This is a genomic window from Granulicatella adiacens ATCC 49175, assembly GCF_025150565.1.
Lineage (GTDB): Bacteria > Bacillota > Bacilli > Lactobacillales > Aerococcaceae > Granulicatella > Granulicatella adiacens.
On record NZ_CP102283.1, the window covers coordinates 1080467 to 1103032 of the forward strand.

The window sequence follows — 22566 nt, forward strand, 5'->3', positions numbered from 1 at the left end:
TTGGAGTAAAATAATCGCGAAATCTTCGATTCGTGCAGTCGCTACAAGGGTTCACCTTTGCAGCCGTGGTTACTACCTTACCCTAAAGGCTAGGACTGTTGACGAGCTTCTATATTTCTGCTGCATATTTTACACAAAAAGTATTGTACCCTATTTCCTATGAAAATACAAGGATTTTACTTCACTTCCCATTCAAGAGATAAGTGGCAACATTTTTGATCATCGGATTCCAATTGGTGCAATGTTTGAACCCCATTTCCAGTTTCACGAATTTCATAAAAACTCTTAACTGTAGCTTCAGGTAAAATTTCCTTATCATATTTTACTAGAACTGATTTTAAAGAATGAGTCTTAATAAAGTCCATGCCAAGGCTATCCATCACCCAATCGAAATACTTTGCATTATTCACATGGTGATTATAATCAATATCATTCAAGCGAACGCGATACGTTTGGACACTTGCATTATCCAAGTCGATTTTAGGAACTCTTGGATTACGACGATTATCTTTTTTATTCTCGATTGGATATTCGCTAAGTACTTCTTCATCGAGTGAGATAAGTTTTCTCTCTTTGATATTAATCATCGAAAATGTTGTTAATGCATCGACTAAAACTTCTTCCTCTTGAGATAAGATGGTATAACGACGGAACGTAAAGAACTTGTTATATCCAATAGGCTCCGTTTCGACAATAATTTCTTCTTCTAATTTCGGAAGACGATTAACCGTTAATTGGTTTTGAATCACAATCCATGAAAGACCTTTTTGATAAATCAAGTCAGGATGCGCAAGACCTCGTTCTTGTTTACGCGAAGCTAGCATCATAATCCCGACAACATGGCTAAGAGATAACTCTCCTTTCCAATTACATTCATACGCCTTCACAACATGATTCATGCGACAAATTGATTCTACCATAGTACATCCTTTCGTATTTGACTAGTTCCACACATCTACACTATCTGTATTCAATACTGACACAATTTCATGCCCTTTAAACAAGATAATATAATCTGTTGGTAAATGCATCACTTCATATAATTCTGGGTAATCTGGAAAGATTTCATACGCTTGATTTCCTTCTAGCGGTTGCGGATCCATCGTTTGGTCGATTGGAGCAATATACCAAGTTTCATCATCAAAACGGTGTGCATACCACTCATCCACTTCAAAAGTATGGTTAGCAATCACTAATGGTCCATCGAAACGAAATGGAATCAGACGGCCTAAAGTTTTCGTACGTTTTCCTGTTTGAATCGTTTTTCGAATAATGTCTAGGAAATAAGAGAAATCTTCCACCCATTCATCTAATAGTTTATGTTCGTAATTTTGAACGACCACTTGGAAATCTTCCCCTTTTGGAATCACTTTCACTTGCCCATAATGAATTGGAATTAAAGTGTCGACCTCGTCCCAATTCTCCTCAAAATATTCTTCTACGAAAGTAAGCATATCTTCTGCTTCCTTTTGATAGTCTTCATCCGCCACTAAAGTCAGACGTCGACCATTCACTTCACGAATAAATTCCATAAAATCTCTCCTTCCACGTTTACTAGTGTACCTCATTTTTAAAAATTTTACCTGTATCATACCCGCAAACTCTAAAAATTTGTTATACTGAATGAAAGCATGAAAGGAGCACATCAATGCAAAATAACCCTTTTTACAAGTTTTATCAAAAATCTCTTGACGAAAGAAAAGAAATATTATTCAATCATCCTACTTTGACTAGTAAAGCTAAAAAGCAACTAAACAAAGGTCTAGCGCTACCTGAATCCATCGCAAACCAAATGGTCGAAAACCAAATTGAAATATACGGCCTACCCTATGGAATTGTTCCTGAATTAATCGTAAACGGAAAAAGTTATATCGTTCCAATGGTAACGGAAGAGCCTTCTGTTATTGCTGCAGCGAGCTATGCTTCAAAACTACTTAATTTAGCTGGCGGGACAACGACTATTCAAGAAAAACGTGAAATGATTGGAGAAATTGCCATTGTAAACTCTCCTCTTACACTAGAAGAAGTAAAAGCCAAACTTGAGGAGCAAAAAGAATCATTATTTACAATTGCTAATAACGCGCACCCTTCCATTGTAAAGCGTGGCGGTGGAATTCGAGAAATATGGGTCGAAGAAAAATCTACTGAGAAAGAACAATTCTACATTTTCTACATTTCTTTGGATACAAAGGAAGCGATGGGAGCAAATATGCTAAATACCATCCTAGAAGCGCTCGTATCACCAATTGAAGCCTTGACTGAGGGCGAAAGCATTATGGCCATTCTATCAAACCTTGCAACAAACTCCGTTGTCACTGCTAAATGCGTGATCTCTCCAAGAATCTTGGATACGAGAACTACTAAAGGTGAAGATGTGATAGATCGAATCGTTTTAGCAAGTGAATTTTCTAAAGCGGACCCTTACCGTGCAACTACTCATAACAAAGGAATTATGAACGGTATTGACTCTGTTGTCATCGCTACTGGAAATGACTGGCGAGCAATCGAAGCTGGTGCTCACGCTTATGCAAGTTTAAGTGGACAATATCAACCACTGACAAATTGGACAAAAGATGAGGTAGGGAACTTAGTGGGGACTATCACTCTTCCTCTTCCTGTTGGAACGGTCGGAGGTTCAATTGCAATTCATCCAGGTGCACAATTTGCACACGAGTTACTCGGTCATCCAAGTGCTGTTGAACTAGCGGAAATCATCGCATCGATTGGTTTAGCGCAAAACCTTGCTGCTGTAAGAGCTCTTGTAACAGATGGCATTCAAAAAGGACATATGAGACTACAAGCGAAATCCTTAGGACTAGCAGTTGGAGCAACAGAAGATGAACTTCCGCTTCTTATGAATTTACTCGCTAAAGCACCTCACTTAAATCAAGAAACTGCAAAAGCTCTATTAGAAGAATTGAGAGAATAAAAAATAGACTTCCCTAGCTTAATGCTAAGGAAGTCTTCTTTATTTTCATTATCTTTCGTCTTCAGTATATTCCATTAACGTGAAGATGTCATAATCGCTAATTTTTTCGCGACCTTTTAAGTCTGTTAACTCTACTAAGAAAGCTAAACCAACTACTTCACCGCCAAGTTTTTCAACTAATTTTGCTGCGGCAGCCATTGTTCCACCTGTTGCTAATAAGTCATCACAGATAAGAACTTTTTGACCAGGTTTTACAGCATCTTTGTGTAAGTGTAATTCTGCTGATCCGTATTCTAAATCATATTCAACAGCTACTGTTTCACGAGGTAATTTTCCTTTTTTACGCGCTGGTGCAAATCCGATTCCTAATTCATACGCTACAGGACATCCAACGATAAATCCACGCGCTTCAGGACCAACAATCATATCAGCACCAATTTTACGTGCATAGTCAACAATTTGTTGAGTTGCGTATTGGTAAGCTTTTCCGTTTGCCATTAATGGAGAAATATCACGAAAAATAATACCCTCTTTAGGATAATTTGGAACGCTAGCAATATATTCTTTCAAGTTCATCAAGAACTCCTCCTTTTATTTATCCTATTGCGATTCAATCCAATTTTTCAATTCTTGAAACTGACTATAATTGAATTTTTTTTCAAGCAATAATTGTTCTTTTAACTTCTTTAATAAAACTGACTCTTCCAAGTCATTCGTTTTAGGATTTGTATGAATAAACAAATATCCGTTTTCTATTTTAACAAATTCTAACTCAAAAAACACTTTTAATATCACTCGGAATTGTTCAACGGGAATTTTCAGAAAATTTGCGACTGAAACTAACTTTTCATTGTAAGGAAGTTGTCCATGGGATTGGATATATTTATACACACTACCAAACTTGGACTTATCTGGAATTCCTGTGGTCACAACTGAGTTCTTCGTATACGCGATGATATATAGCTTTTGAGGAAATTCCATTTTAAAGAAAGTTTCCACTTCCTCCACTTTTTCAGGCAAATCAAATAACACGATCGCATTTGCGGTTGGAATCTCATTTGATGAAACAAAAGATGAAAAATCCATCACGCTTGAATTACTTGGAATTCTTGTTTGTAGTTCTTTTAAATACACTTCGTTTGAAGCTAAATAAAGGGCATTTTCAACATCAAGATGATCTTTAGTAATCTTCGAAGTCCGCCAGTCAATAACGATTCTACCTTTCACAGCGATATCTTTCACCATTAATTGAGGAAGACGATTATTTTGCCATTCATTTATCTCTAAAGTACCAGCAATGCTAATCTTGGTATCTGGTTGAAGAGAAGCTGCCCATTCCCCTTTACTAAAGGCCATTGCTTGTAGCGTATATGTAGAATTATCTTCTTTCAAATGAAGCTTCAAATGTTTTTTATCCGCTCCTAGCAATTGAGTAGACGCCACTTGGATTCCTTCTAATGAAACAATAGGCTCTGGATTATCCGTTCCAAATGGTTTTAAGCTGGCTAATGATTCAATCCATTCAACCGTAATATCTTTTAATGGAAGAACTTCATCAATCGTTAACGTAGCCTTCGCATCTAATAAGTCTTGATGGTCTTTAGCATATTGTTCTAGCCCATCAATAATCGTTGGAAGCATAATTGTTTCAACTGTCAAACCAGCAGCCATATGATGTCCACCGAATTTTAAAAGATGATCTTTTACACTGGTTAACGCATCATAGAGATTGAACTCTCCAAATGAACGTCCACTACCTTTAGCAGTTAATCCGTCATCACTAATGCCTAACACAAGAGTCGGTTTACCAGTCTGTTCAACGATTCGACTCGCTACAATTCCAAGAACACCTTCATGCCAACCTGGTTGCGCTAACACAAGGATTGGTTGATTCATCTGTTCTTGAATGATCGGAGTGGCTTCTTCGACGATTTGATTTACGATAGCTTGACGTCTTTCGTTTTCTGATTGCATGAAATCAACAATACTCTGTGCTTCTTCATCGTCAAACGTTGTCAACAACTGAACACCTGGAGTAGCATCTCCAAGGCGACCTAGCGCATTTAAGCGCGGTCCAATTTGGAAACCAATCGTCTTTTCATCTAATTTATCCATTTTAACTGATAGTTTTTCTAATAATGAAACAAGTCCAATTCGTTGCGTTTGTTTCATTTGAGCGATTCCTAGTTTAGCAATCGTTCTATTTTCATCTGTAAGACTGACTAAGTCCGCAATTGTTCCAATCGCTGCTAATTCTACCATTTCTTCTGGAAACTCTCCTAGAAGCGCGTGAGCAAGCTTAAATGCTACTCCAGCACCAGATAAGTCTCCACATGGGTAGTTTGCCTCTGGATGACGTGGATGGACAACTGCATAAGCTTCTGGAATTTCACTTGGAATTTCATGGTGGTCCGTTAAGATGACATCACAGCCATTCTCCATCGCATAGCGAATTGGTTCATGCGCTGCAATCCCACAGTCTACCGTAATAATAAGCGTATGCCCTTCTTCTATCACACGTTGGAATGCCGGAGTATTAGGACCATAGCCATCAGTAAAGCGATTCGGTAAATAGTACGATACTTGAGCTCCTAGCATTTCAAGCGTTTCGTAGAGAATCGTTGTACTCGTAATCCCGTCTGCATCGTAGTCACCATAAATATGAATCAATTCTCCATTTTCAATGGCTTCTTGAATACGCCCTACCGCTTTATCCATATCGTGTAAAAGGAATGGATCGTGGATTAGATGTGGTGTTGGCGAAAGAAATTCTTGCAACTCTTCTGCTGTTTGAATTCCACGTTCCACACATAAGCGGACGAGATTTCTGGATACACCACTTTCACTCGAAAGAGATGTTACGAGTTCTTCATCCACATTCTCTTTTAACTTCCATGCATAATTTGCAAAACTCATCGTACACCTCCTCTACTTTTTATTGAAAATACTCCCTAATAGTTTGTCTCCTATTTTCGGGAATAACACATTTAATTTACTCGCAAAGTTCATTGTTTTTGGCAAATTCACTTCACGTTTTTCTTTCTCAATTCCTTTAACAACTTCTCCTGCAACCTTCACTGGATCTAATACTACAGCGCCTAATTGCTCTAAGTATTTTCCAGTTGGCTCGGCTTTATCAAAGAAGTCTGTCGCAATCGGACCAGGATTCACAGTCATCACATGGACGCCATAAGGTTTTAATTCCAAACGAAGTGCATTTGAATACCCTAAGACTCCAAATTTAGTCGCTGAATACACGGATGATTTTACTGTTGCCGATTTTCCAGCTTGAGAAGCGATATTCACAATTACTCCGCTCTTATCTTCAATAAACCTAGGTACAAAATGCTGAGTGATTTTAATTAATGTATTCAAGTTTAACTGAAGCATTTGATTAATCTCAGATTCACTTAAGTCTTTAGCATATTTAAGGTAGCCAAGGCCAGCATTGTTGATGACCATCGTAATTTTGTATTTTTCATCAAGAGTTGATAATAAGTCTTGAACAGACGCATCATCGGTTAAATCACACGAATAAATATCGACAGGTTTAGACGTGTTCAATCTGCATTCCGAGGCTACTTGCTCTAGTTTAGCAGTGTTTCGAGCCACCAGTATGAGTTGTACATTTCTTTTAGCTAATTCCAGTGCGATTTGTGCGCCGAGCCCACCGCTTGCTCCAGTGACAAGAGCCACTTGATTTGTAAACCATTTAGCGTCCTTCATGATGTTTAATCCTTTCAACAGTCACAATGTCGAAGTCTTTGACAACTTGAACATTTTCAAAAATCTTTTTAGCCTCGTCTTCTAACTCTTGGGATTGTTTCCCAAGATAGCGAGCACTGATATGCGTTAACAATAGTCGTTTAACCTCAGCGTTTTTAGCCACTTCAGCTGCTTGAAGACTTGTTGAATGGAAATGACGATAAGCTTGTTGGCCTTTATCGCCTTCGTATGTCGCCTCGTGGACGAGAACATCCGAACGATAGGCCAAGATTTCACTAGCTTCACATTTACGGGTATCTCCGCATATGGTCACAACGCGTCCTTTAATATCCGGAGAAATATAATCTTGTCCATTCACGATTGTTCCGTCTTCTAGAGTAATGGTTTCGCCTTTTTTCAACTTACCGTAAAGCGGACCAAAGGGAATTCCTAACTCTTTTAAACGGTCTGCTTGCAGTTCGCCTGGTTGATCTTTTTCAGTGACACGAAATCCATAAGATGGAATCCCATGTTCGAGTCGCTTCATTTCTACTTTAAAGTGTTTATCTTCGAAAAGAAGACCTTCTTTTTCAAATTCAACAACTCTTAAAGGATATCCTAATTTTGAACAAGAAGCCTGAATCGTTGTATCGATAAAGTTTTTAATCCCTTTAGGACCATAGAGGGTTAAATCATCTTCTCCGCCTTGGAAAGAACGACTAGTCAGTAGTCCTGGTAAACCAAAGATATGATCCCCATGCATATGTGTGATGAAAATCTTCTTGATTTTTCCTGGACGAATATTTGTATTTAAAATCTGTTGCTGTGTAGCTTCTCCGCAATCGAATAACCACACTTCATTAATCTCATCGAGAAGCTTTAATGCAATTGAAGTGACGTTTCTCATTTTAGAAGGTACGCCAGCACCTGTTCCTAGAAATTGCAATTCCATTTTAATTTCCTCTCAATGTTTCATATATTTTTTTCGCAAAGAATAGCGCTTCTTCATGAGCACCAACTTCCGTTACATACGATTTATGTGAATAGAACCAATCTTGGTCTTTGGAATACTCATTCCAGTCAAGAACATGGACATTCGAATACTTCTCACTTACAGAAGCGTACACGTTATTGACATCCTCTCTCCATGTTTTAGACGTTGTTGTCGTAACAAGGAAGATTTGTTTTTCCATACCAATTCGTTTTAATTCACGTTCCAATTGTCCTTTTGTAAAAGCACTATTAGCACCAAACATTAATACAACGATGTCATTTAATTGATTCTTCGATTTTAATTCGTTAATCGTTGAAGATAAGTCTGTTACTTGTGCAATCGTTGTTGCATGCATCACGGCATTAGGGTAAATGGTCGTGAGTTCATTGGCAATTGCAAGAAGGGATTGGTCTCCGATAAAGGTAATTGAACTATTACTACTAAAGACGGTTTCTTCACGAGTTAAACCAACTACGTTATTAATGGTTTTCAGTAATTTTTTATCCGTTTGTTGTGTATTATCCACAATTGTTTGGTTTGTATGGATTAATTCTGTAAGAGTGGCCTCTTGTTCAGACAGTTTACTTGTAGACTGTACTAAACCAACTGCTAAAATGATGAGTGGCACCGCACAGATTCCAAAGAAAATTTGTTTTCCAAAAGCTGTTTTTTCATTCAACAGCCCCATTATTTTACGGGCCATTTGAAGATAACGTCTTTTCTCAAACACTTGATACCAAACTTCTCCAAAGAAGAGAATCAGTACTAATTGGATGATGCCGTGAATTAAACTACTTGAACCAATAATGCCCATTTTTGCTTGGTATAAGACAATAATCGGTAAGAACCATAAATAATACGATAAACTCCTACGACCAATCACTGTTAATGGTTTGAAACGGAATAAAATTCCAGTTCCTACTTTTGGATGTAGGCTCATCAAAATAACAGCTGCAACTGTTAAATCAAAAAGCAACATTCCACCACGATAAGTAATATCTTCATTTCGTCCGAGTGTAAATAATAAAATGAACATTAACACAATTGGGATTAAGCGTAAATATTGCTCATACGGCAACCTAGATTTATGTTCCTTTTGGAAACGATCTAAAGGATATAACAATGCCGTACATGAACCAATAAGCATTGAAAACAATCGGGTCCAAGTGCTCATCGTGACATACGTTAATGAGTCTGCTCCTTTATAACTAAAGAGCATTAATCCAAATGAAGCTGTAGCTAACACAACGATAGCCACAAACAATGTATTATGCTTCTTAACGAATAAACTTAAGACTGCAAACACAATCGGCCACAATAAGTAAAATTGAAAGGCCAATGAGATATACCATAAGTGTTCAAATGGATTTTCCGTTAATAAGTTTGGAATAAACGTTTGAGCCCTAAGAATCTGCCACCAGTTATTTAAAAACACTAAACTGGAAGTAAATGAACCTCTTAAGTTCACCAACATCTCATTTTGAAACAACGTAATATAAATGAACACTAAAACGAGCATTGCGATTAAAGGCAGTGCAATACGCGCTAATCGTTTTAGTAAAAACTGCTTCAAAGGAATCTTTCCATCGTTCATCAAACTTGTCATTAAGCGGTTTGTCATAAAGTATCCCGCTAAAATGAGGAAGATGTCCAATCCAAGAAATCCACCCGGTAAGCGATAAGAATACAAGTGATAAATAATAATACTAAGAATTCCTATCGCTCTTAGGCCGTCAAAGGAAGATACGTAAAAACGTTTTTCCATCTCACTTCTATCAATCATATTCAAAACTCCTTAATCTACGAACTCGAATGAGAAGTTTAGAATGCGTACTAAATCGCCATTTTCAGCGCCTTTTTCACGTAAAGTGCTATCTACACCCATTCCACGTAATTGACGTGAGAATCGCATAACAGACTCATCATGTTCCATATTAGTCATCTTGAATAGTTTTTCAATCTTGTCACCATAGAGTACCCAAGTTCCATCTGGATCTCTTGTCACTTTGAATGGTGCTTCCTCTTCTTCTAATCCATAAACGATATGTGTTTCCACTACTTCTTCGTTTAATGGGAAGAATTCTGTTTCTTCTAACACTTCAGCAGTTCTAGCAAGCAATGCTTGAAGGCCTTCACGACGATATGCAGAAATTGGGAAAATTTCTGGCATTTCTTCACCTTCAGCCAAGCTATCCGCTAAATCTTTCTTGAACTTCTCTAAGTTTTCTTCCGCTTGTGGTTGGTCCATTTTGTTAGCTACGATTAGCATTGGACGTTCCAATAAGCGTAGGTGATAACTTCCTAATTCCTCTTGAATAATCTTGTAATCTTCAAAAGGATCACGGCCTTCCATTGCGGCCATATCAATCACATGAAGTAATACTTTTGTACGTTCGATATGTTTTAAGAAATGAATACCAAGCCCCACACCTGTGTGAGCTCCTTCAATTAAACCTGGTAAATCTGCAACAACGAATTGTTCGCCATTTGGAGACTGCGCCATACCTAATTGAGGATTCAATGTTGTAAAGTGATAGTCTGCAATTTTTGGTTTTGCGCTTGAAATCACGGATAGTAAAGTGGACTTCCCTACAGATGGGAATCCAACTAACCCAACATCTGCTAAAACTTTTAATTCTAAATCGAGTTCAAACTCTTCCCCAGGTTCACCATTCTCCGCAATATCTGGAGCAGGGTTTTTATGCGTTGCAAAACGGATATTTCCTCGACCACCACGGCCTCCTTTTGCAACCACTACTTCTTGCCCATCTTCTACTAAGTCAGCAATCAACGCTTTTGTTTCAGCATTTCTAACGATTGTTCCTGGTGGAACTTTAACGATTAAGTCTTCTGCTCCACGGCCATACATACTCTTACTCATGCCGTTTTCACCAGGTTTTGCTTTGAAATGACGTTTGTGACGGAAATCTAATAAGGTTCTAAGTCCTGAATCGACTTTAAAAATGACACTTCCGCCTTTACCGCCGTCTCCACCAGCTGGGCCTCCGTCTGGTACGTATTTTTCACGACGAAACGCAACCATTCCGTCTCCACCTTTTCCGGCTTTGACTTGAATCGTGGCACGATCATAAAATACTGCCATTTCATTCACTCTCCTTTCTGTATGAGGGGTCTTATTTAACAATTAATGATGTGAAATCTGCTAAATCTAAAATGATTTCAGATAGCAATCCTAAGAATCTTAGACGGTTACGACGAGTCGCTTCATCGTCCACCATTACCATATTTTCATTGAAGAAATCATTGATTTTTGGTGCCATTGCTTCTAAATGACTATAAAGTTCTTCAGGAGTTAATGTTTGTACTTTTGAATGAAGTTCTTTAATAGCTTTTACTAAAGTTCGTTCACTTTCTGTTTCAAGGCGATCTTCTAAAATTTCGCCACTCGCATCATCCTGAGCTTTCGCACTAATATTAATAACACGGTTTAATGCCTCTGTAATTCCTTTAAATTCTTCTGATTCAGAAACAGCTGAAAGAACTTTTGCAGCTTTCAATTGTTCAGGAACTGATGAAGTATGACTGTTTACAATCGCATCGATAATATCATGACGTTTTGTAATTGTTGCAATACGTTGTGCCACACGTTCACGAATAAAGCTTAAGATAAACTCTTCAACTTCTTCCTCTTTACCTGATAGGAATTCAGCATAGTCAAGACCTAACAATAGTTTTGTAAAGTCTTCAATTTCGATGTTCCAATCAAAGGCTGCAAGAATTTGTACAAGTCCCATAACTTGACGACGAAGCGCATATGGGTCATTTGATCCTGTTGGAAGCATTCCAGCAGCTGTAAAGCTTAAGAAGGTATCCAATTTATCGGCAACTGCAAGTAAAGCGCCTGGTACTGAAGAAGGCAATTCACCATCTGCACTTGTTGGCATATAGTGTTCACGGATTGCTTGAGCCACTTCAGGAGTTTCTCCTTGTTTCAAGGCATAGATTTCACCCATGATTCCTTGTAATTCAGGGAACTCACCAACCATGTTTGTTACTAAATCGAATTTGTAAATAGAAGCGGCACGTTGCGCTGTGACAACGACATCACTTGGTAAGTTCAATTCTTTTGCAATACGTCCCACAAGTAATTGCACACGGTCCATTTTCTCTGTCATTGAACCAATCTTGGCATGGAAGTTTAATGTTTCTAATTTCTTCAAGAAAGTTGTCATCGGAATCTTTAAGTCTTCTTCGTAGAAGAATAATGCATCTTCTAGACGAGCTGTTAACACTTTTTGATTTCCTTTAGCTACATTTTCAATCATGTAGTCATTACCGTTACGTACTGAAACGAAGAATGGTAATAATTGTTTTTCCTGGTTATACACAACAAAATAACGTTGGTGTTCTTTCATTGATGTCACTAATACTGGTTCTGGAACGACTAAGTATTTTTCATCAAAAGTACCCGCAAATGCTGTTGGGTATTCAAGGATTGAACTTACTTCTTCTAATAAGTCTTCATCGATTGGAATAATCCAGTTATTATCTGCAGCTAATTCTTCAATTTGCTTGCGAACTAATGCTTTACGTTCATCTTGGTTCACGATAACGAATTGTTCAGCCAATGCTTTTTCATAGCTTTCTGGGTTTTCAATCGTTGCTTCTTTTCCTAAGAAACGATGTCCTCTTGAAGTACGTCCAGCTTTTACGTCTAATACGCCGATTTCTTCGATCACTTCATTGCCGTATAACGCAACAATCCAGTGAATTGGACGTAAGTATTCAAATGTATGAGCTGCCCAACGCATGGTCACTGGGAATTTCATATCTGTAATCACAGAAGATAAGTTTTTAACCACTTCTTTTGTTGATTTACCAGCGATATGTTGTTTCACATGAATGTATTCAACGCCATTCACTTCTTCAACGTAAATATCATCTGTTGTTAACCCTTTTCCACGAACAAATCCTTCAGCTGCTTTTGTCCAAGCTCCATCTTTTTGAGCGATTGCAAGAGATGGTCCTTTAAAGATTTCTTCTCGGTCAGCTTGTTCTTCGACTAAGCCATTTACTCGAACCGCTAATCTTCTAGGAGTTGCAAATGCTTCAAAGGATTCAAATTCTAAGTTTTCATCTTTGAAGAAGTCTTCTACACGTTTTGCTAATTGTTCAGAGCTTGTTCGAACATATTGAGCAGGTAATTCTTCTAAACCGATTTCTAATAATAATGATTGTGTCATTCTTTCTCCTCCAAACTCTCTTATTTCTCTTTTAATAATGGGAATCCTAATGCTTCACGTTCAGCCACGAAAGTTTTCGCGATGGTACGAGCCATCTTACGAATACGGCCAAGGAATCCAGCACGGTCAGTTGCAGAAATAATTCCGCGAGCATCCATTAAGTTAAATGCATGAGAGCATTTCAATACATAATCATATGCTGGGTGCACTAAACCTTTTTCCATTAATACAGTCGCTTCTTTTTCAAAGTCTGTAAATAATTGCATTAATAATTCTGCATTGCTTTCTTCAAAAGCGTATTTAGAATGTTCATATTCTGGTTGAGTGAAGATATCCCCATATTTAACATCTCCAGTCCATACTAAATCATAAACACTCTCTACTTCTTGAATGTATGAAGCAAGACGTTCTAAACCATAAGTGATCTCACTTGTTACAGGGTGACATTCTAGTCCACCTACTTGTTGGAAGTACGTAAATTGAGTCACTTCCATTCCGTCAAGCCATACTTCCCATCCTAAACCAGCGCAGCCTAGAGATGGATTTTCCCAGTTATCTTCTACGAAACGAATATCGTGTTCTAACGGGTTAATTCCAAGAGCTTCTAAGCTTCCTAAATATAATTCTTGAATATTTTCAGGAGATGGTTTCATCACCACTTGGAATTGGTGGTGTTGGAATAAACGGTTTGGGTTTTCCCCGTAACGACCATCTGCTGGACGACGTGAAGGTTCCACGTACGCGGCATTCCATGGTTCTGGTCCAATCGCACGAAGGAATGTATAAGGACTCATTGTCCCCGCCCCTTTTTCAGTATCGTATGCTTGAAGAAGCAAGCATCCTTGGTTAGACCAATAATTTTGTAATGTTAAAATAATTTCTTGAACACTTAATTTTTTTGCCATAATTGTTCTCCTTTCTATTGTGCATTCACTACTGGATAGAATTCATAAATCACTCCAGGAATCACTTCACATTTAACTTCTTTAATCGCTTCATTCTTTGTTTTAAAGCCGTACATTGAATAGTTTGCACTTGTTTGGAATTCTTCCAACACTTCATCTTCATGGCCAATCACACTGACTTTAATTGGTGCTAAAGAAACCACCTTCAATTGAAAATCTTTGAATTCTGAAGCTGGAATGACCATTGTAAAATCCATATTATTTCCTCCTTTGGCTAAATAAAAAAAGTCCCTATGTACACAAAAAGCATACATAGGGACGACTAATCGCGGTTCCACCCTAATTTCTTGGTTTAAAACCAAGCTTCATTGTTGATAGACTCAAGTGCGCCACTTTTAATGACCCATGATATGGATTCCACCAGCCCATACTCTCTTTGACATTTTATCATTAAAAATCTCACTGTCAACGTCCTATTAATCTTCCACTATAGTACCGATAATTGCTTAAAAAGTCAAGTAAAGACAGCGTTTTGCGCTACTCTTAATCTTGTCCTCTTTTCTGCATTAACGTTTCCCATTCGACCATCTGATCTAAGAATTTTTTGCTCTTCAAACGTATGCCCACATACTCATCCATAATGGTGTCAAACAACCGTCTTAATTCACTTGTAGTCTCACCCGATAACTGAATAGACCCTATTTGTTTTGGAGTATTCACAAGCGCTAATTGCCTTGCTACGTACAATGCCTTTCTAGACAGTTGCATGCGATACTCATCTTCGTCTAAATGATTCTTACACAGGCATCCATGCTTTTGAATCGAAAAATCAACTAAGTCCGTATCCCTATTACAAATAACACAATGTTGCCACTCCACTTCGACTCCAAAGTAACGTAGAATCTTGATTTCAAAGAACCTCAAAATTACTTCTGCATCGATTCCATTATTAATGGCTTCAATAGAGTCCCACAGCAGTTGAAATACCGTCTTATTCACTATATGGTCATCCATCACCGCATCTGTTAATTGTGTTAAATACGCTAAAACTGCTTGTGCCTTTACATCTTGTAAGACAATCGTTGCAGGCTTAATATCGTGACTATCCTTTAGGAAACTAAACCCATTTTGATGAATATGCCCCAGGAAAGTCGCTCTTGTAAACACCTGTGTTGCAGCCGTTAATGGATGATTGCTTTGCTGTGCATTTCGTAAAAAGAACATCAACTTTCCGTGGTCTCTCGTCAAAATTTTTACGAGCATATCTTTTTCTCGGTACGTCTGTCTCATTATGACAATCCCATCAAAATAGTGGTAATAATCCATTTGATTTCATCCTAATCTCTATAGTCTGTCTCTTTATATCCGTATTCTTGTAGATTACTTTTACGTTTACGCCAATCTTTTTCGACTTTTACCCACAATTCAAGATAAACCTTATTTCCGAGTAATTGTTGAATATCTCGTCTAGCTCTCGTCCCAATTTCTTTCAAGAGACGTCCACCTTTACCGATAATAATACCTTTTTGTGATTTTCGCTCCACGATAATATTTGCATAGACATGAACCTTATCAAATTCATCTTTTTGCATTTTATCCACTGTTACAGCCACTGAGTGAGGGATTTCTTCCTGTGTTAACTGTAAAATTTTCTCACGAATTAATTCTGAAACCACAAAGTATTCCGGGTGATCGGTTATTTGGTCTGCTGGATAGTATTGTGGACCTTCGGGAAGAGCTTCTATAAGTGCTTCCATTAATTCGTTCACATTATTTCCTTGTAATACTGAAATTGGGAATACTCCCGCAAAATCAAGAGCATCTTTATAACTTTCAACACGCTCTAATAACACTTCTGGTGTAACAAGGTCAATCTTATTTAACACTAAAAAAATCGGTGTCTTAATTCCTTTTAGCTTTTCAATAATGAAGTCGTCTCCTGGCCCACGTTTTTCACTGACATTGACCATAAATAAGACTGCATCCACTTCTTTTAAAGCAGAATAGGCACTCTTCACCATGAATTCACCAAGCTCATGTTTTGGTTTATGAATTCCAGGCGTATCTAAAAAGACAATCTGAGCGTTATCTTTAGTATAGACTCCTTGAATTTTATTTCTTGTGGTTTGTGCTTTATCAGACATAATGGCAATCTTCTGACCTAACACATAGTTCATAAATGTTGATTTGCCGACGTTAGGTCGCCCCACAATCGCTACAAATCCTGATTTAAATGATTTTGTCATACTCTCTCCTTAAAAATGAAACCATTTTGGCAAAATTATAATCATCGCAATAACGACTGTAAAACCTGCGCTTAACAATACTCCACCTGCTGCAATATCTTTTGCCTTTTTAGCTTCAATATGATATTCCTTTTTCACTAATAAATCTACCAAATTTTCAACAACTGTGTTTAATATCTCCATGACTAATACTAAAAATATACAAAGTAATATAAAACACCATTCGAGTGCAGTTAGTCCAGAAATGAAACTTATCAATATGGCCAACGCCGCCATGGACAAATGAGCTTTCATATTCCGTTCTTCATGAATAACTGTTTTGATTCCGTGTAGTGCATGTTTCATTGAAGTCAAAAAGGTTGAATTTTTTCCCGTTTGTCTATCCGTCATTTCTAGTTAACCCATAAGCTTCTAAGATTTCTTGTTGCAATCCTGTCATTTCAGCTTCCTCTTCTTCAGTTTGATGGTCATAGCCATTTAAATGTAAAAATCCGTGAAGTGCTAAAAATCCAAGTTCTCTTTCAAGCGAATGACCATAATCTTCTGCTTGTTCTTTTGCACGGTCTAAAGAGATGACAATATCTCCAATTGAAGTCACGAAACTATCATCTTCCTCCATAATTGACTGCATGCTTGCCAAATCATCATCGTCATCATCCAATGCAAAACTGATAACATCCGTTACTTTATCGATATTTCTAAAATCACGATTGATTTCTCGAATCCGTTCACTAGATACGAAAGAAATACTACATTCTTTTGTTTGAGGTATTTTTAGAAAATCTGCTGCAAAAGATACCACCTTATGAACCAGTTCTTGATGACTTTCTGGAACTACTTCTGTTTCATCAATAATTTCAATAATCATTTTAAAATCTCCTTTATTCATGTCACTATTATTTTAACAAACTCCCTACATTATTGGAACTTTGACGAATGTTGAACTAAACATTAAATAAAAATGATCCTTTCCCCCAAAATTGTTCATTAAACAATCTTAAAGGAAAGGATACTAACTCTTAACTAGGTTTTTTTACAATTTTTGGATACTCTATTCGCGAATGGAATGTTCCGTTTAGAGAAGCCACAATATTTTTTTCTATAATGGACAACTCTTTCATCGTAATATCACATTCTACAAACTGACCATCTTCCAAGCGATTCATAATGATAGAATGAACCAAATTCTGAACTTTTTCTAAAGTAGGCTCTTTCATCGCTCGAGTTGCAGCTTCTGCACTATCTACAATATTAATGACCGCTGACTCTTTGGTCTGAGGTTTTGGACCAGGATATCTGAAATCCTCTTCGATTGCATCCGGATTTTCTTTTAGGGCTTCTGCATAAAAGTATTTCATCAAAGTAGTTCCATGATGTTCTGCACAAATATCAATTACTGATTTTGGTAATTGATGTTCTTTTAAGATTTCTACTCCTTTACGAACATGATCAAAAATGATTTCTTTTGATTCATAAGGTCCAATCATTTTATGCGGACTTTCCATATGAGCAGGCAAGTTTTCAATAAAGAAGAACGGGTGCTCTGTTTTTCCAATATCATGATAATAGCTTGCTACTCGTGCTAATTGAGAATCTCCCCCAATTGCCTCAACACAGTTTGCTGAAATATTAGCCACCATTAGACTGTGGTGATAAGTCCCTGGTGCTTTTGTAATTAAATCTTTTAACAGAGGTTGATTTGGATTAGATAACTCTGCCCATAAAAGAACTGAACTATCTTCAAAAAGATAAGTTAGATATGGCATTAAAATGACTGGAATTACATATGATAAAAATCCACTAATCGCTGCAAACGCAAATAACCAACCAGATTGAGTAGAAACTAGTTCATAATTACTAAAAAATACAAACGGAATCATTAACGAAACAGGAATTACAATTTGTAGAAGTAATTGTTTAAACCAAGATAAGTTTTTCCAATAAACTTCTTGAACAACTCCTAACCAAGCCGCAAGAGAAAAATAAACAGTTGTTAATGCTATTTCAGTATTGATATTGTCACTACCAAACATAAACCAGACTAAAATCGGATAAACTAACATCGCAATAATTGTAAAGAAAAATTTTGAGGTTAACTTATAAATAAGATAGATTAATCCAGCAATTGGAAAAGCAACACCAATATAATCAATCCCTCTATTTTGCAAGAACGATAAAATTTTCAACAGAACAGCCCCCATTGAAAAAACAAAAGTAAACACTGTTAATTCATTTAAACGGGTATCCCAGTCTTTACTTGAAACTCCCACTTTATATCGAAGCGAGAATACTAGAAGACTAACGATAAAGATTCCAAGGAAAATCAAGTAACTATAGAGTTGATGATAATTGTTTGTTGTTCCATTGATACCGAGTAACTCAAGAATACGTAAATCTTCTTGAGTTATAATATGTCCTTCTTGGATGAGAACTTGACCTTGAAGAATTCTAACGGTTGAGACGCTTTGCTTTGCATTCTCTTTTGCACTGTTGGTTGCATCTTTATCCACTACATTATTAGCAACAATGCTATTGGTTAACAATTGTCCTAATAATTCACGTTCTGAATCAGAGAATCCACCATTAAACAAAGATCTTTTTGCAACTTCTTGCGCTTGCAACAGATTAGAATCTGTAATAGAAGAAGCCATTTGTTCCTTCGTTGCGTCTTCTACAGCCTTCTCATAGCTCTCTAATTTTTCAGAACTAGCCGATAAAAGCTGAACAATAACACTATCTTTAATATACAAAGCAAAATCTCGAATGGCTTTATTTTCCCTATCTAAACTTTTCTTAAAATAGCTTAATCTATCTTGAATTGTAGCTACTTTTGTAGATGTTTCTCCAGTCGTTGTGGTAGTTGAATCTCCCCCAAATATTTCGCTTGATGATTTGGCCGCAACCGTTTTAATCGCTTGGAAAAACTGCTTTATCTTATCGATTTGCTGTTGTTGTTTCGTTTGATCAAATACATAAATATCACCAATACCATCCATCGCCATTTGTTGATTTTTTGCGGTTTGCTCTTTATCCTCAATTGTTCTTGGAGAACGAATTGTTTCTTTAGCAACTTGATTTAACTCTAAAGAATAAGAAGTTGGTTGTACATTACTCCATCCTAAAATGAGTAACACTAAAAATGTCATCCCTAATAAAGCAGGTAGATAGAGCATTCCTAAAGTTTCTTGAAACTTACGGAGCTTTTGTCTCACTTTCTTCACCTCGTTCCTTTTCAGTTTCCTTTGGTGCTGAATATGCATTAATAATTTCAGATACGATTGGATGACGTACAACGTCTCCTGCATCAAATTCTACAAACGCAATTCCATTGATTCCTTTTAGCTTGCGTTCAGCATCTAAAAGACCACTGGCTTGATGTCCTTTTGGCAAGTCAATTTGAGACTTATCTCCATTGACAATCATTTTTGAACCAAAACCTAAACGAGTTAAGAACATTTTCATTTGCGCTCTAGTTGTATTTTGAGCTTCATCTAAAATGATAAATGAATCTTCTAGAGTACGCCCACGCATATACGCTAACGGCGCCACTTCAATGACTCCTCGTTCTAAGAGTCGATTCGTATGTTCCATACCGTATACGGTATAAAGAGCATCGTATAACGGACGTAAATATGGATCTACTTTTTCTTTTAAGTCTCCTGGTAGGAAACCTAAATTTTCACCGGCTTCAACGGCTGGACGAGTCAAGATTATTTTCTTCACTTCGCCTTTTTTTAATGCTTGAACAGCCATCACAACGGCAACGAACGTTTTACCCGTTCCGGCAGGTCCAATCCCAAAGACCACATCAGTCTTCTTAATGGCATGAATGTACTGTTGTTGCCCATATGTTTTGGCACGAATCGCTTTTCCTGCAAATGTACGGCCAATTTCTTCGTTATATAAATTAACAAAGTAATCCAAAGTACCACGTTTAGCCATCTTCACCGCAGTGATGATATCTGTTTTAGAAATACTAATCCCACGTGCAATCAAGTCTTGAAGCTGGTTTAGTAGTTCTTTAACTTGAGTAACATTCTCTTCTTCACCAGTAATAAAGAGTTGCTCTCCACGATGAGTGATTTGTACTTGGAATGAATCTTCAATAAAACGAATATTCTGATCTTGAGAACCAAATAATTGAATTAGTTGAGGATTATCGCTTAATTCAACACTTGCTTTTACGGTTTCTTTTTCCAATCAGTTATCCTCCAATCCACACTTATTTATTTAAGTGTGCTTTTACTTGTTCTTTAATGACATTACCGTCTGCTTGTCCTTTTAGAGCTTGCATTACGGCACCCATTAATTTACCGAATTCTTTATGTGTTGTCGCCCCTACTTGTTCAGCGATTTCAGCAATTTTTGCTTGTACTTCTTCTAAAGAAAGTTGTGCTGGCAAATATTTTTCAACAATCACTAATTCACCTTGTGTTTTTTCAACTAGTTCTGGTCGATTTGCTTTTTCAAATTCAACAATTGAATCACGACGTTGTTTTGCTTCACGTGATAAAATTGTTAATTCTTCTTCAGCTGTTAGCTCTGATTTTTTGTCAATTTCAGCCGCTTGAATTGCTGTTTTAATCATACGTAAAACTGCTAATGTTTCTTTATCTTTTGCTTTCATCGCTGTTTTAATATCGTTGTTAATCGTTTCTTTTAATGACATTGTTCTCTCTCCATTCTTGTATTTCGTTTGATTGATAAAAAAAGACTGGGACCTATAGCCCCAGCCTGACATAGTCATATGATACACAGAGTTGACTAGAACTTGCGTTTACGAGCTGCCTCTGATTTTTTCTTACGTCTTACACTTGGTTTTTCATAAAACTCACGTTTGCGAGCCTCTTGTAAAGTTCCGGTTTTAGAAACAGTACGTTTGAAGCGACGAAGAGCATCATCAAGTGATTCGTTTTTACGAACAACTGTTTTTGACATATCCTATTCCCTCCCTCCGAGCATTTAAAAGTAACTGTTTTCTTTTGAATAGAATAACCAAACAAACGAAATGTCCTTTTTTTATTATAGGAAAGGTTCGCTAAAATGTCAATCAACTTCTATACTGCCTATGAACTTTTTTAGGAAAACCATAATTTATGCTTTAGTTGCGCATTTTTCGCAAAGTCCAAAAATCTCGAATCGATGAGAGTGAATTTCACAACCTTCTAATTGATCTTGGAAGAAGTCCATTGGGCACATATCTATTTCTTTTGTACTACCACACTTTTCACAAATGAAATGATGATGATGCCCATGAGTTTGGCACCGGAATCTAAATAATTTCTCACCATTTAGTTCTGTTCCTTCTAAAATATTCAATTGTACAAAGGTATATAAATTACGATAAATTGTATCATAACTTAATTGTGGAAACTCTGAAGCAATTAACTCTTGCACCTGTTTTGCTGACAAGTAACGATTCGCATCATTTAAAATTTCAACCAATCGTTGGCGTTTATTCGTGTGCTTGTAGCCCGCTTCTTTTAGAATCTCTAATGCTTCTTCCACATGATTATGTGAGTGGTTATGATGATGTTCATGATGGTGCTCACAATGTTCGTGACCACAGCAATGATCGTGTGAATGCATATTATTTCCTTCTTTCTTGATTTAATAACTCTTCAATCCAATGTGAATCAAATTTTCCAGAACGAATCATTTCAATCTCTTTCTTGTATGGCGCAATCTGAACTTTATCTTCCACTTTAATCCATGGAGTTTCAAGAATTTTTGGGAGATTTTTAAATTCTGGGACTTGAATAACATTCATTAACGCATCAAACCCAATCTCTCCAAACCCAAAATTTTCATGCCTATCTTTATGAGCACCCACAGGATTTTTAGAATCGTTGATATGAAGAACTTTAATGCGATCAAGTCCTACCGTTTTATCGAATTGAGTCAATACTCCTGATAAATCGTTTTTAATATCGTATCCAGCATCATGAACATGACAAGTATCAAATGTAACCGATAAGTGTTCATTGCACGTCACTCCATCAATAATACGAGCTAGTTCTTCAAACGTACGAGCTAACTCTGTTCCTTTTCCGGCCATTGTTTCCAAAGCGATTTGAACTGTTTGGTCTTTTGTAATTACTTGGTTTAGACCATAAATTATTTGATTCAATCCAACGTCAACACCAGCACCTACATGAGAGCCTGGATGTAAAACAACTTGTGTAGCTCCGACTGCTTCAGCACGTCTCAATTCTTCTTTCAAAAAATCAATTGCAAAATCAATATATCCTTCTTTTGTTGTATTAGCTAAGTTAATAATATAGGGAGCGTGAACGACTACTTCCTTGATTCCATTTTCAGCCATAAATTTCTTGCCTATTTCAGCATTTAATTCTTCTATTGGTTTTCTTCTGGTATTTTGCGGAGCTCCCGTATACACCATCATAACATTTGCCCCGTAACTATAGGCTTCTTTAGCAGATCCTAATAGCATATCTTTACCGCTCATTGAAACATGAGATCCAATTAACATGTCAAACCTCCAATTTGCTCTTATTCTTTTTTATTGTACCTAATAAATTCGACTACAATCAAGTTCAAAGCAATTTTTTATACACAAATA

22 protein-coding genes are annotated in these 22566 nt (G+C 37.0%); 1 reads left to right on the forward strand and 21 read right to left on the reverse strand.

What is annotated here, in order from left to right; all coding sequences use genetic code 11:
* Positions 1 to 176: 176 nt before the first annotated feature.
* The gene (locus NQ540_RS05340; RefSeq protein ID WP_156780415.1) at positions 177 to 920 is read right to left on the reverse strand and encodes an acyl-[acyl-carrier-protein] thioesterase; all 744 of its coding nucleotides are present in this window, start codon (positions 918 to 920) and stop codon (positions 177 to 179) included.
* A 21-nt stretch (positions 921 to 941) separates the two neighbouring features.
* Entirely contained in the window at positions 942 to 1532 is a 591-nt protein-coding gene (locus NQ540_RS05345) for an immunity protein Imm33 domain-containing protein (protein ID WP_039848792.1), read from the reverse strand.
* A gap of 116 nt (positions 1533 to 1648) precedes the next feature.
* Between NQ540_RS05345 and NQ540_RS05350 the strand changes: the two genes are divergently transcribed.
* Complete coding sequence (locus NQ540_RS05350) at positions 1649 to 2929, forward strand: hydroxymethylglutaryl-CoA reductase, degradative (protein WP_005605624.1); 1281 nt, start codon at positions 1649 to 1651, stop codon at positions 2927 to 2929.
* A 48-nt stretch (positions 2930 to 2977) separates the two neighbouring features.
* On the opposite strand, the gene NQ540_RS05355 is transcribed toward NQ540_RS05350, so the two are convergent.
* The 19 genes from NQ540_RS05355 to NQ540_RS05445 all read right to left on the reverse strand — a co-directional run bounded on the left by NQ540_RS05355 (position 2978) and on the right by NQ540_RS05445 (position 22476).
* Positions 2978 to 3505, reverse strand: coding sequence for an adenine phosphoribosyltransferase (locus NQ540_RS05355; RefSeq protein WP_005605626.1), 528 nt, complete (start codon positions 3503 to 3505; stop codon positions 2978 to 2980).
* Positions 3506 to 3529: 24 nt separating this feature from the next.
* Positions 3530 to 5845, reverse strand: coding sequence for a single-stranded-DNA-specific exonuclease RecJ (gene recJ, locus NQ540_RS05360; RefSeq protein ID WP_005605628.1), 2316 nt, complete (start codon positions 5843 to 5845; stop codon positions 3530 to 3532).
* 12 nt (positions 5846 to 5857) lie between these two features.
* Positions 5858 to 6655, reverse strand: coding sequence for an SDR family NAD(P)-dependent oxidoreductase (locus NQ540_RS05365; RefSeq protein ID WP_005605630.1), 798 nt, complete (start codon positions 6653 to 6655; stop codon positions 5858 to 5860).
* A complete protein-coding gene (gene rnz / locus NQ540_RS05370) occupies positions 6642 to 7586 on the reverse strand; it encodes a ribonuclease Z (RefSeq protein ID WP_005605631.1) in 945 nt (314 codons plus the stop codon). The genes NQ540_RS05365 and rnz overlap by 14 nt, the downstream gene beginning before the upstream one ends.
* Before the next feature lies 1 nt (position 7587).
* Positions 7588 to 9411, reverse strand: a complete 1824-nt coding sequence (locus tag NQ540_RS05375) for an acyltransferase family protein (protein WP_005605633.1) — start codon at positions 9409 to 9411, stop codon at positions 7588 to 7590.
* 12 nt (positions 9412 to 9423) lie between these two features.
* Positions 9424 to 10731, reverse strand: coding sequence for a GTPase ObgE (obgE, locus tag NQ540_RS05380; RefSeq protein WP_039848793.1), 1308 nt, complete (start codon positions 10729 to 10731; stop codon positions 9424 to 9426).
* A gap of 31 nt (positions 10732 to 10762) precedes the next feature.
* On the reverse strand, positions 10763 to 12832 hold the full coding sequence (gene glyS, locus NQ540_RS05385; protein WP_005605636.1) for a glycine--tRNA ligase subunit beta: 2070 nt from the start codon (positions 12830 to 12832) through the stop codon (positions 10763 to 10765).
* Between the two features lie 20 nt (positions 12833 to 12852).
* Positions 12853 to 13737 (reverse strand): glycine--tRNA ligase subunit alpha, encoded by an 885-nt coding sequence (gene glyQ / locus NQ540_RS05390; RefSeq protein ID WP_005605637.1) that lies wholly within the window; start codon positions 13735 to 13737, stop codon positions 12853 to 12855.
* A 14-nt stretch (positions 13738 to 13751) separates the two neighbouring features.
* A complete protein-coding gene (locus tag NQ540_RS05395; protein ID WP_039848794.1) occupies positions 13752 to 13994 on the reverse strand; it encodes a hypothetical protein in 243 nt (80 codons plus the stop codon).
* A 286-nt stretch (positions 13995 to 14280) separates the two neighbouring features.
* Positions 14281 to 15063, reverse strand: a complete 783-nt coding sequence (gene recO / locus NQ540_RS05400; protein WP_005605639.1) for a DNA repair protein RecO — start codon at positions 15061 to 15063, stop codon at positions 14281 to 14283.
* A gap of 11 nt (positions 15064 to 15074) precedes the next feature.
* Positions 15075 to 15983, reverse strand: a complete 909-nt coding sequence (era, locus tag NQ540_RS05405) for a GTPase Era (protein ID WP_005605640.1) — start codon at positions 15981 to 15983, stop codon at positions 15075 to 15077.
* A gap of 9 nt (positions 15984 to 15992) precedes the next feature.
* Positions 15993 to 16373 (reverse strand): diacylglycerol kinase family protein, encoded by a 381-nt coding sequence (locus NQ540_RS05410; protein ID WP_005605642.1) that lies wholly within the window; start codon positions 16371 to 16373, stop codon positions 15993 to 15995.
* Positions 16363 to 16851 (reverse strand): rRNA maturation RNase YbeY, encoded by a 489-nt coding sequence (gene ybeY / locus NQ540_RS05415; protein ID WP_039848795.1) that lies wholly within the window; start codon positions 16849 to 16851, stop codon positions 16363 to 16365. The genes NQ540_RS05410 and ybeY overlap by 11 nt, the downstream gene beginning before the upstream one ends.
* Before the next feature lie 151 nt (positions 16852 to 17002).
* Positions 17003 to 19195, reverse strand: coding sequence for an HD family phosphohydrolase (locus NQ540_RS05420; RefSeq protein WP_156780430.1), 2193 nt, complete (start codon positions 19193 to 19195; stop codon positions 17003 to 17005).
* Complete coding sequence (locus tag NQ540_RS05425; RefSeq protein WP_005605647.1) at positions 19176 to 20183, reverse strand: PhoH family protein; 1008 nt, start codon at positions 20181 to 20183, stop codon at positions 19176 to 19178. The genes NQ540_RS05420 and NQ540_RS05425 overlap by 20 nt, the downstream gene beginning before the upstream one ends.
* Positions 20184 to 20205: 22 nt before the next feature.
* The gene (locus tag NQ540_RS05430; protein ID WP_039848797.1) at positions 20206 to 20652 is read right to left on the reverse strand and encodes a GatB/YqeY domain-containing protein; all 447 of its coding nucleotides are present in this window, start codon (positions 20650 to 20652) and stop codon (positions 20206 to 20208) included.
* Between the two features lie 95 nt (positions 20653 to 20747).
* Positions 20748 to 20921: a 30S ribosomal protein S21 gene (gene rpsU / locus NQ540_RS05435; RefSeq protein WP_005605651.1), complete on the reverse strand. Its 174-nt coding sequence runs from the start codon at positions 20919 to 20921 to the stop codon at positions 20748 to 20750.
* Between the two features lie 156 nt (positions 20922 to 21077).
* Positions 21078 to 21491 (reverse strand): Fur family transcriptional regulator, encoded by a 414-nt coding sequence (locus NQ540_RS05440; RefSeq protein ID WP_005605653.1) that lies wholly within the window; start codon positions 21489 to 21491, stop codon positions 21078 to 21080.
* Positions 21492 to 21573: 82 nt separating this feature from the next.
* A complete protein-coding gene (locus NQ540_RS05445) occupies positions 21574 to 22476 on the reverse strand; it encodes a deoxyribonuclease IV (RefSeq protein ID WP_005605654.1) in 903 nt (300 codons plus the stop codon).
* Positions 22477 to 22566: the final 90 nt, after the last annotated feature.

Bases quoted from the DNA above. Each gene is read 5' to 3' on its own strand.
- NQ540_RS05340 (WP_156780415.1), bottom strand. From the start codon at position 920: ATGGTAGAATCAATTTGTCGCATGAATCATGTTGTGAAGGCGTATGAA.
- NQ540_RS05345 (WP_039848792.1), bottom strand. From the start codon at position 1,532: ATGGAATTTATTCGTGAAGTGAATGGTCGACGTCTGACTTTAGTGGCG.
- NQ540_RS05350 (WP_005605624.1), top strand. From the start codon at position 1,649: ATGCAAAATAACCCTTTTTACAAGTTTTATCAAAAATCTCTTGACGAA.
- NQ540_RS05355 (WP_005605626.1), bottom strand. From the start codon at position 3,505: ATGAACTTGAAAGAATATATTGCTAGCGTTCCAAATTATCCTAAAGAG.
- recJ (WP_005605628.1), bottom strand. From the start codon at position 5,845: ATGAGTTTTGCAAATTATGCATGGAAGTTAAAAGAGAATGTGGATGAA.
- NQ540_RS05365 (WP_005605630.1), bottom strand. From the start codon at position 6,655: ATGAAGGACGCTAAATGGTTTACAAATCAAGTGGCTCTTGTCACTGGA.
- rnz (WP_005605631.1), bottom strand. From the start codon at position 7,586: ATGGAATTGCAATTTCTAGGAACAGGTGCTGGCGTACCTTCTAAAATG.
- NQ540_RS05375 (WP_005605633.1), bottom strand. From the start codon at position 9,411: ATGATTGATAGAAGTGAGATGGAAAAACGTTTTTACGTATCTTCCTTT.
- obgE (WP_039848793.1), bottom strand. From the start codon at position 10,731: ATGGCAGTATTTTATGATCGTGCCACGATTCAAGTCAAAGCCGGAAAA.
- glyS (WP_005605636.1), bottom strand. From the start codon at position 12,832: ATGACACAATCATTATTATTAGAAATCGGTTTAGAAGAATTACCTGCT.
- glyQ (WP_005605637.1), bottom strand. From the start codon at position 13,737: ATGGCAAAAAAATTAAGTGTTCAAGAAATTATTTTAACATTACAAAAT.
- NQ540_RS05395 (WP_039848794.1), bottom strand. From the start codon at position 13,994: ATGGATTTTACAATGGTCATTCCAGCTTCAGAATTCAAAGATTTTCAA.
- recO (WP_005605639.1), bottom strand. From the start codon at position 15,063: ATGGATTATTACCACTATTTTGATGGGATTGTCATAATGAGACAGACG.
- era (WP_005605640.1), bottom strand. From the start codon at position 15,983: ATGACAAAATCATTTAAATCAGGATTTGTAGCGATTGTGGGGCGACCT.
- NQ540_RS05410 (WP_005605642.1), bottom strand. From the start codon at position 16,373: ATGACGGATAGACAAACGGGAAAAAATTCAACCTTTTTGACTTCAATG.
- ybeY (WP_039848795.1), bottom strand. From the start codon at position 16,851: ATGATTATTGAAATTATTGATGAAACAGAAGTAGTTCCAGAAAGTCAT.
- NQ540_RS05430 (WP_039848797.1), bottom strand. From the start codon at position 20,652: ATGTCATTAAAAGAAACGATTAACAACGATATTAAAACAGCGATGAAA.
- rpsU (WP_005605651.1), bottom strand. From the start codon at position 20,921: ATGTCAAAAACAGTTGTTCGTAAAAACGAATCACTTGATGATGCTCTT.
- NQ540_RS05445 (WP_005605654.1), bottom strand. From the start codon at position 22,476: ATGTTAATTGGATCTCATGTTTCAATGAGCGGTAAAGATATGCTATTA.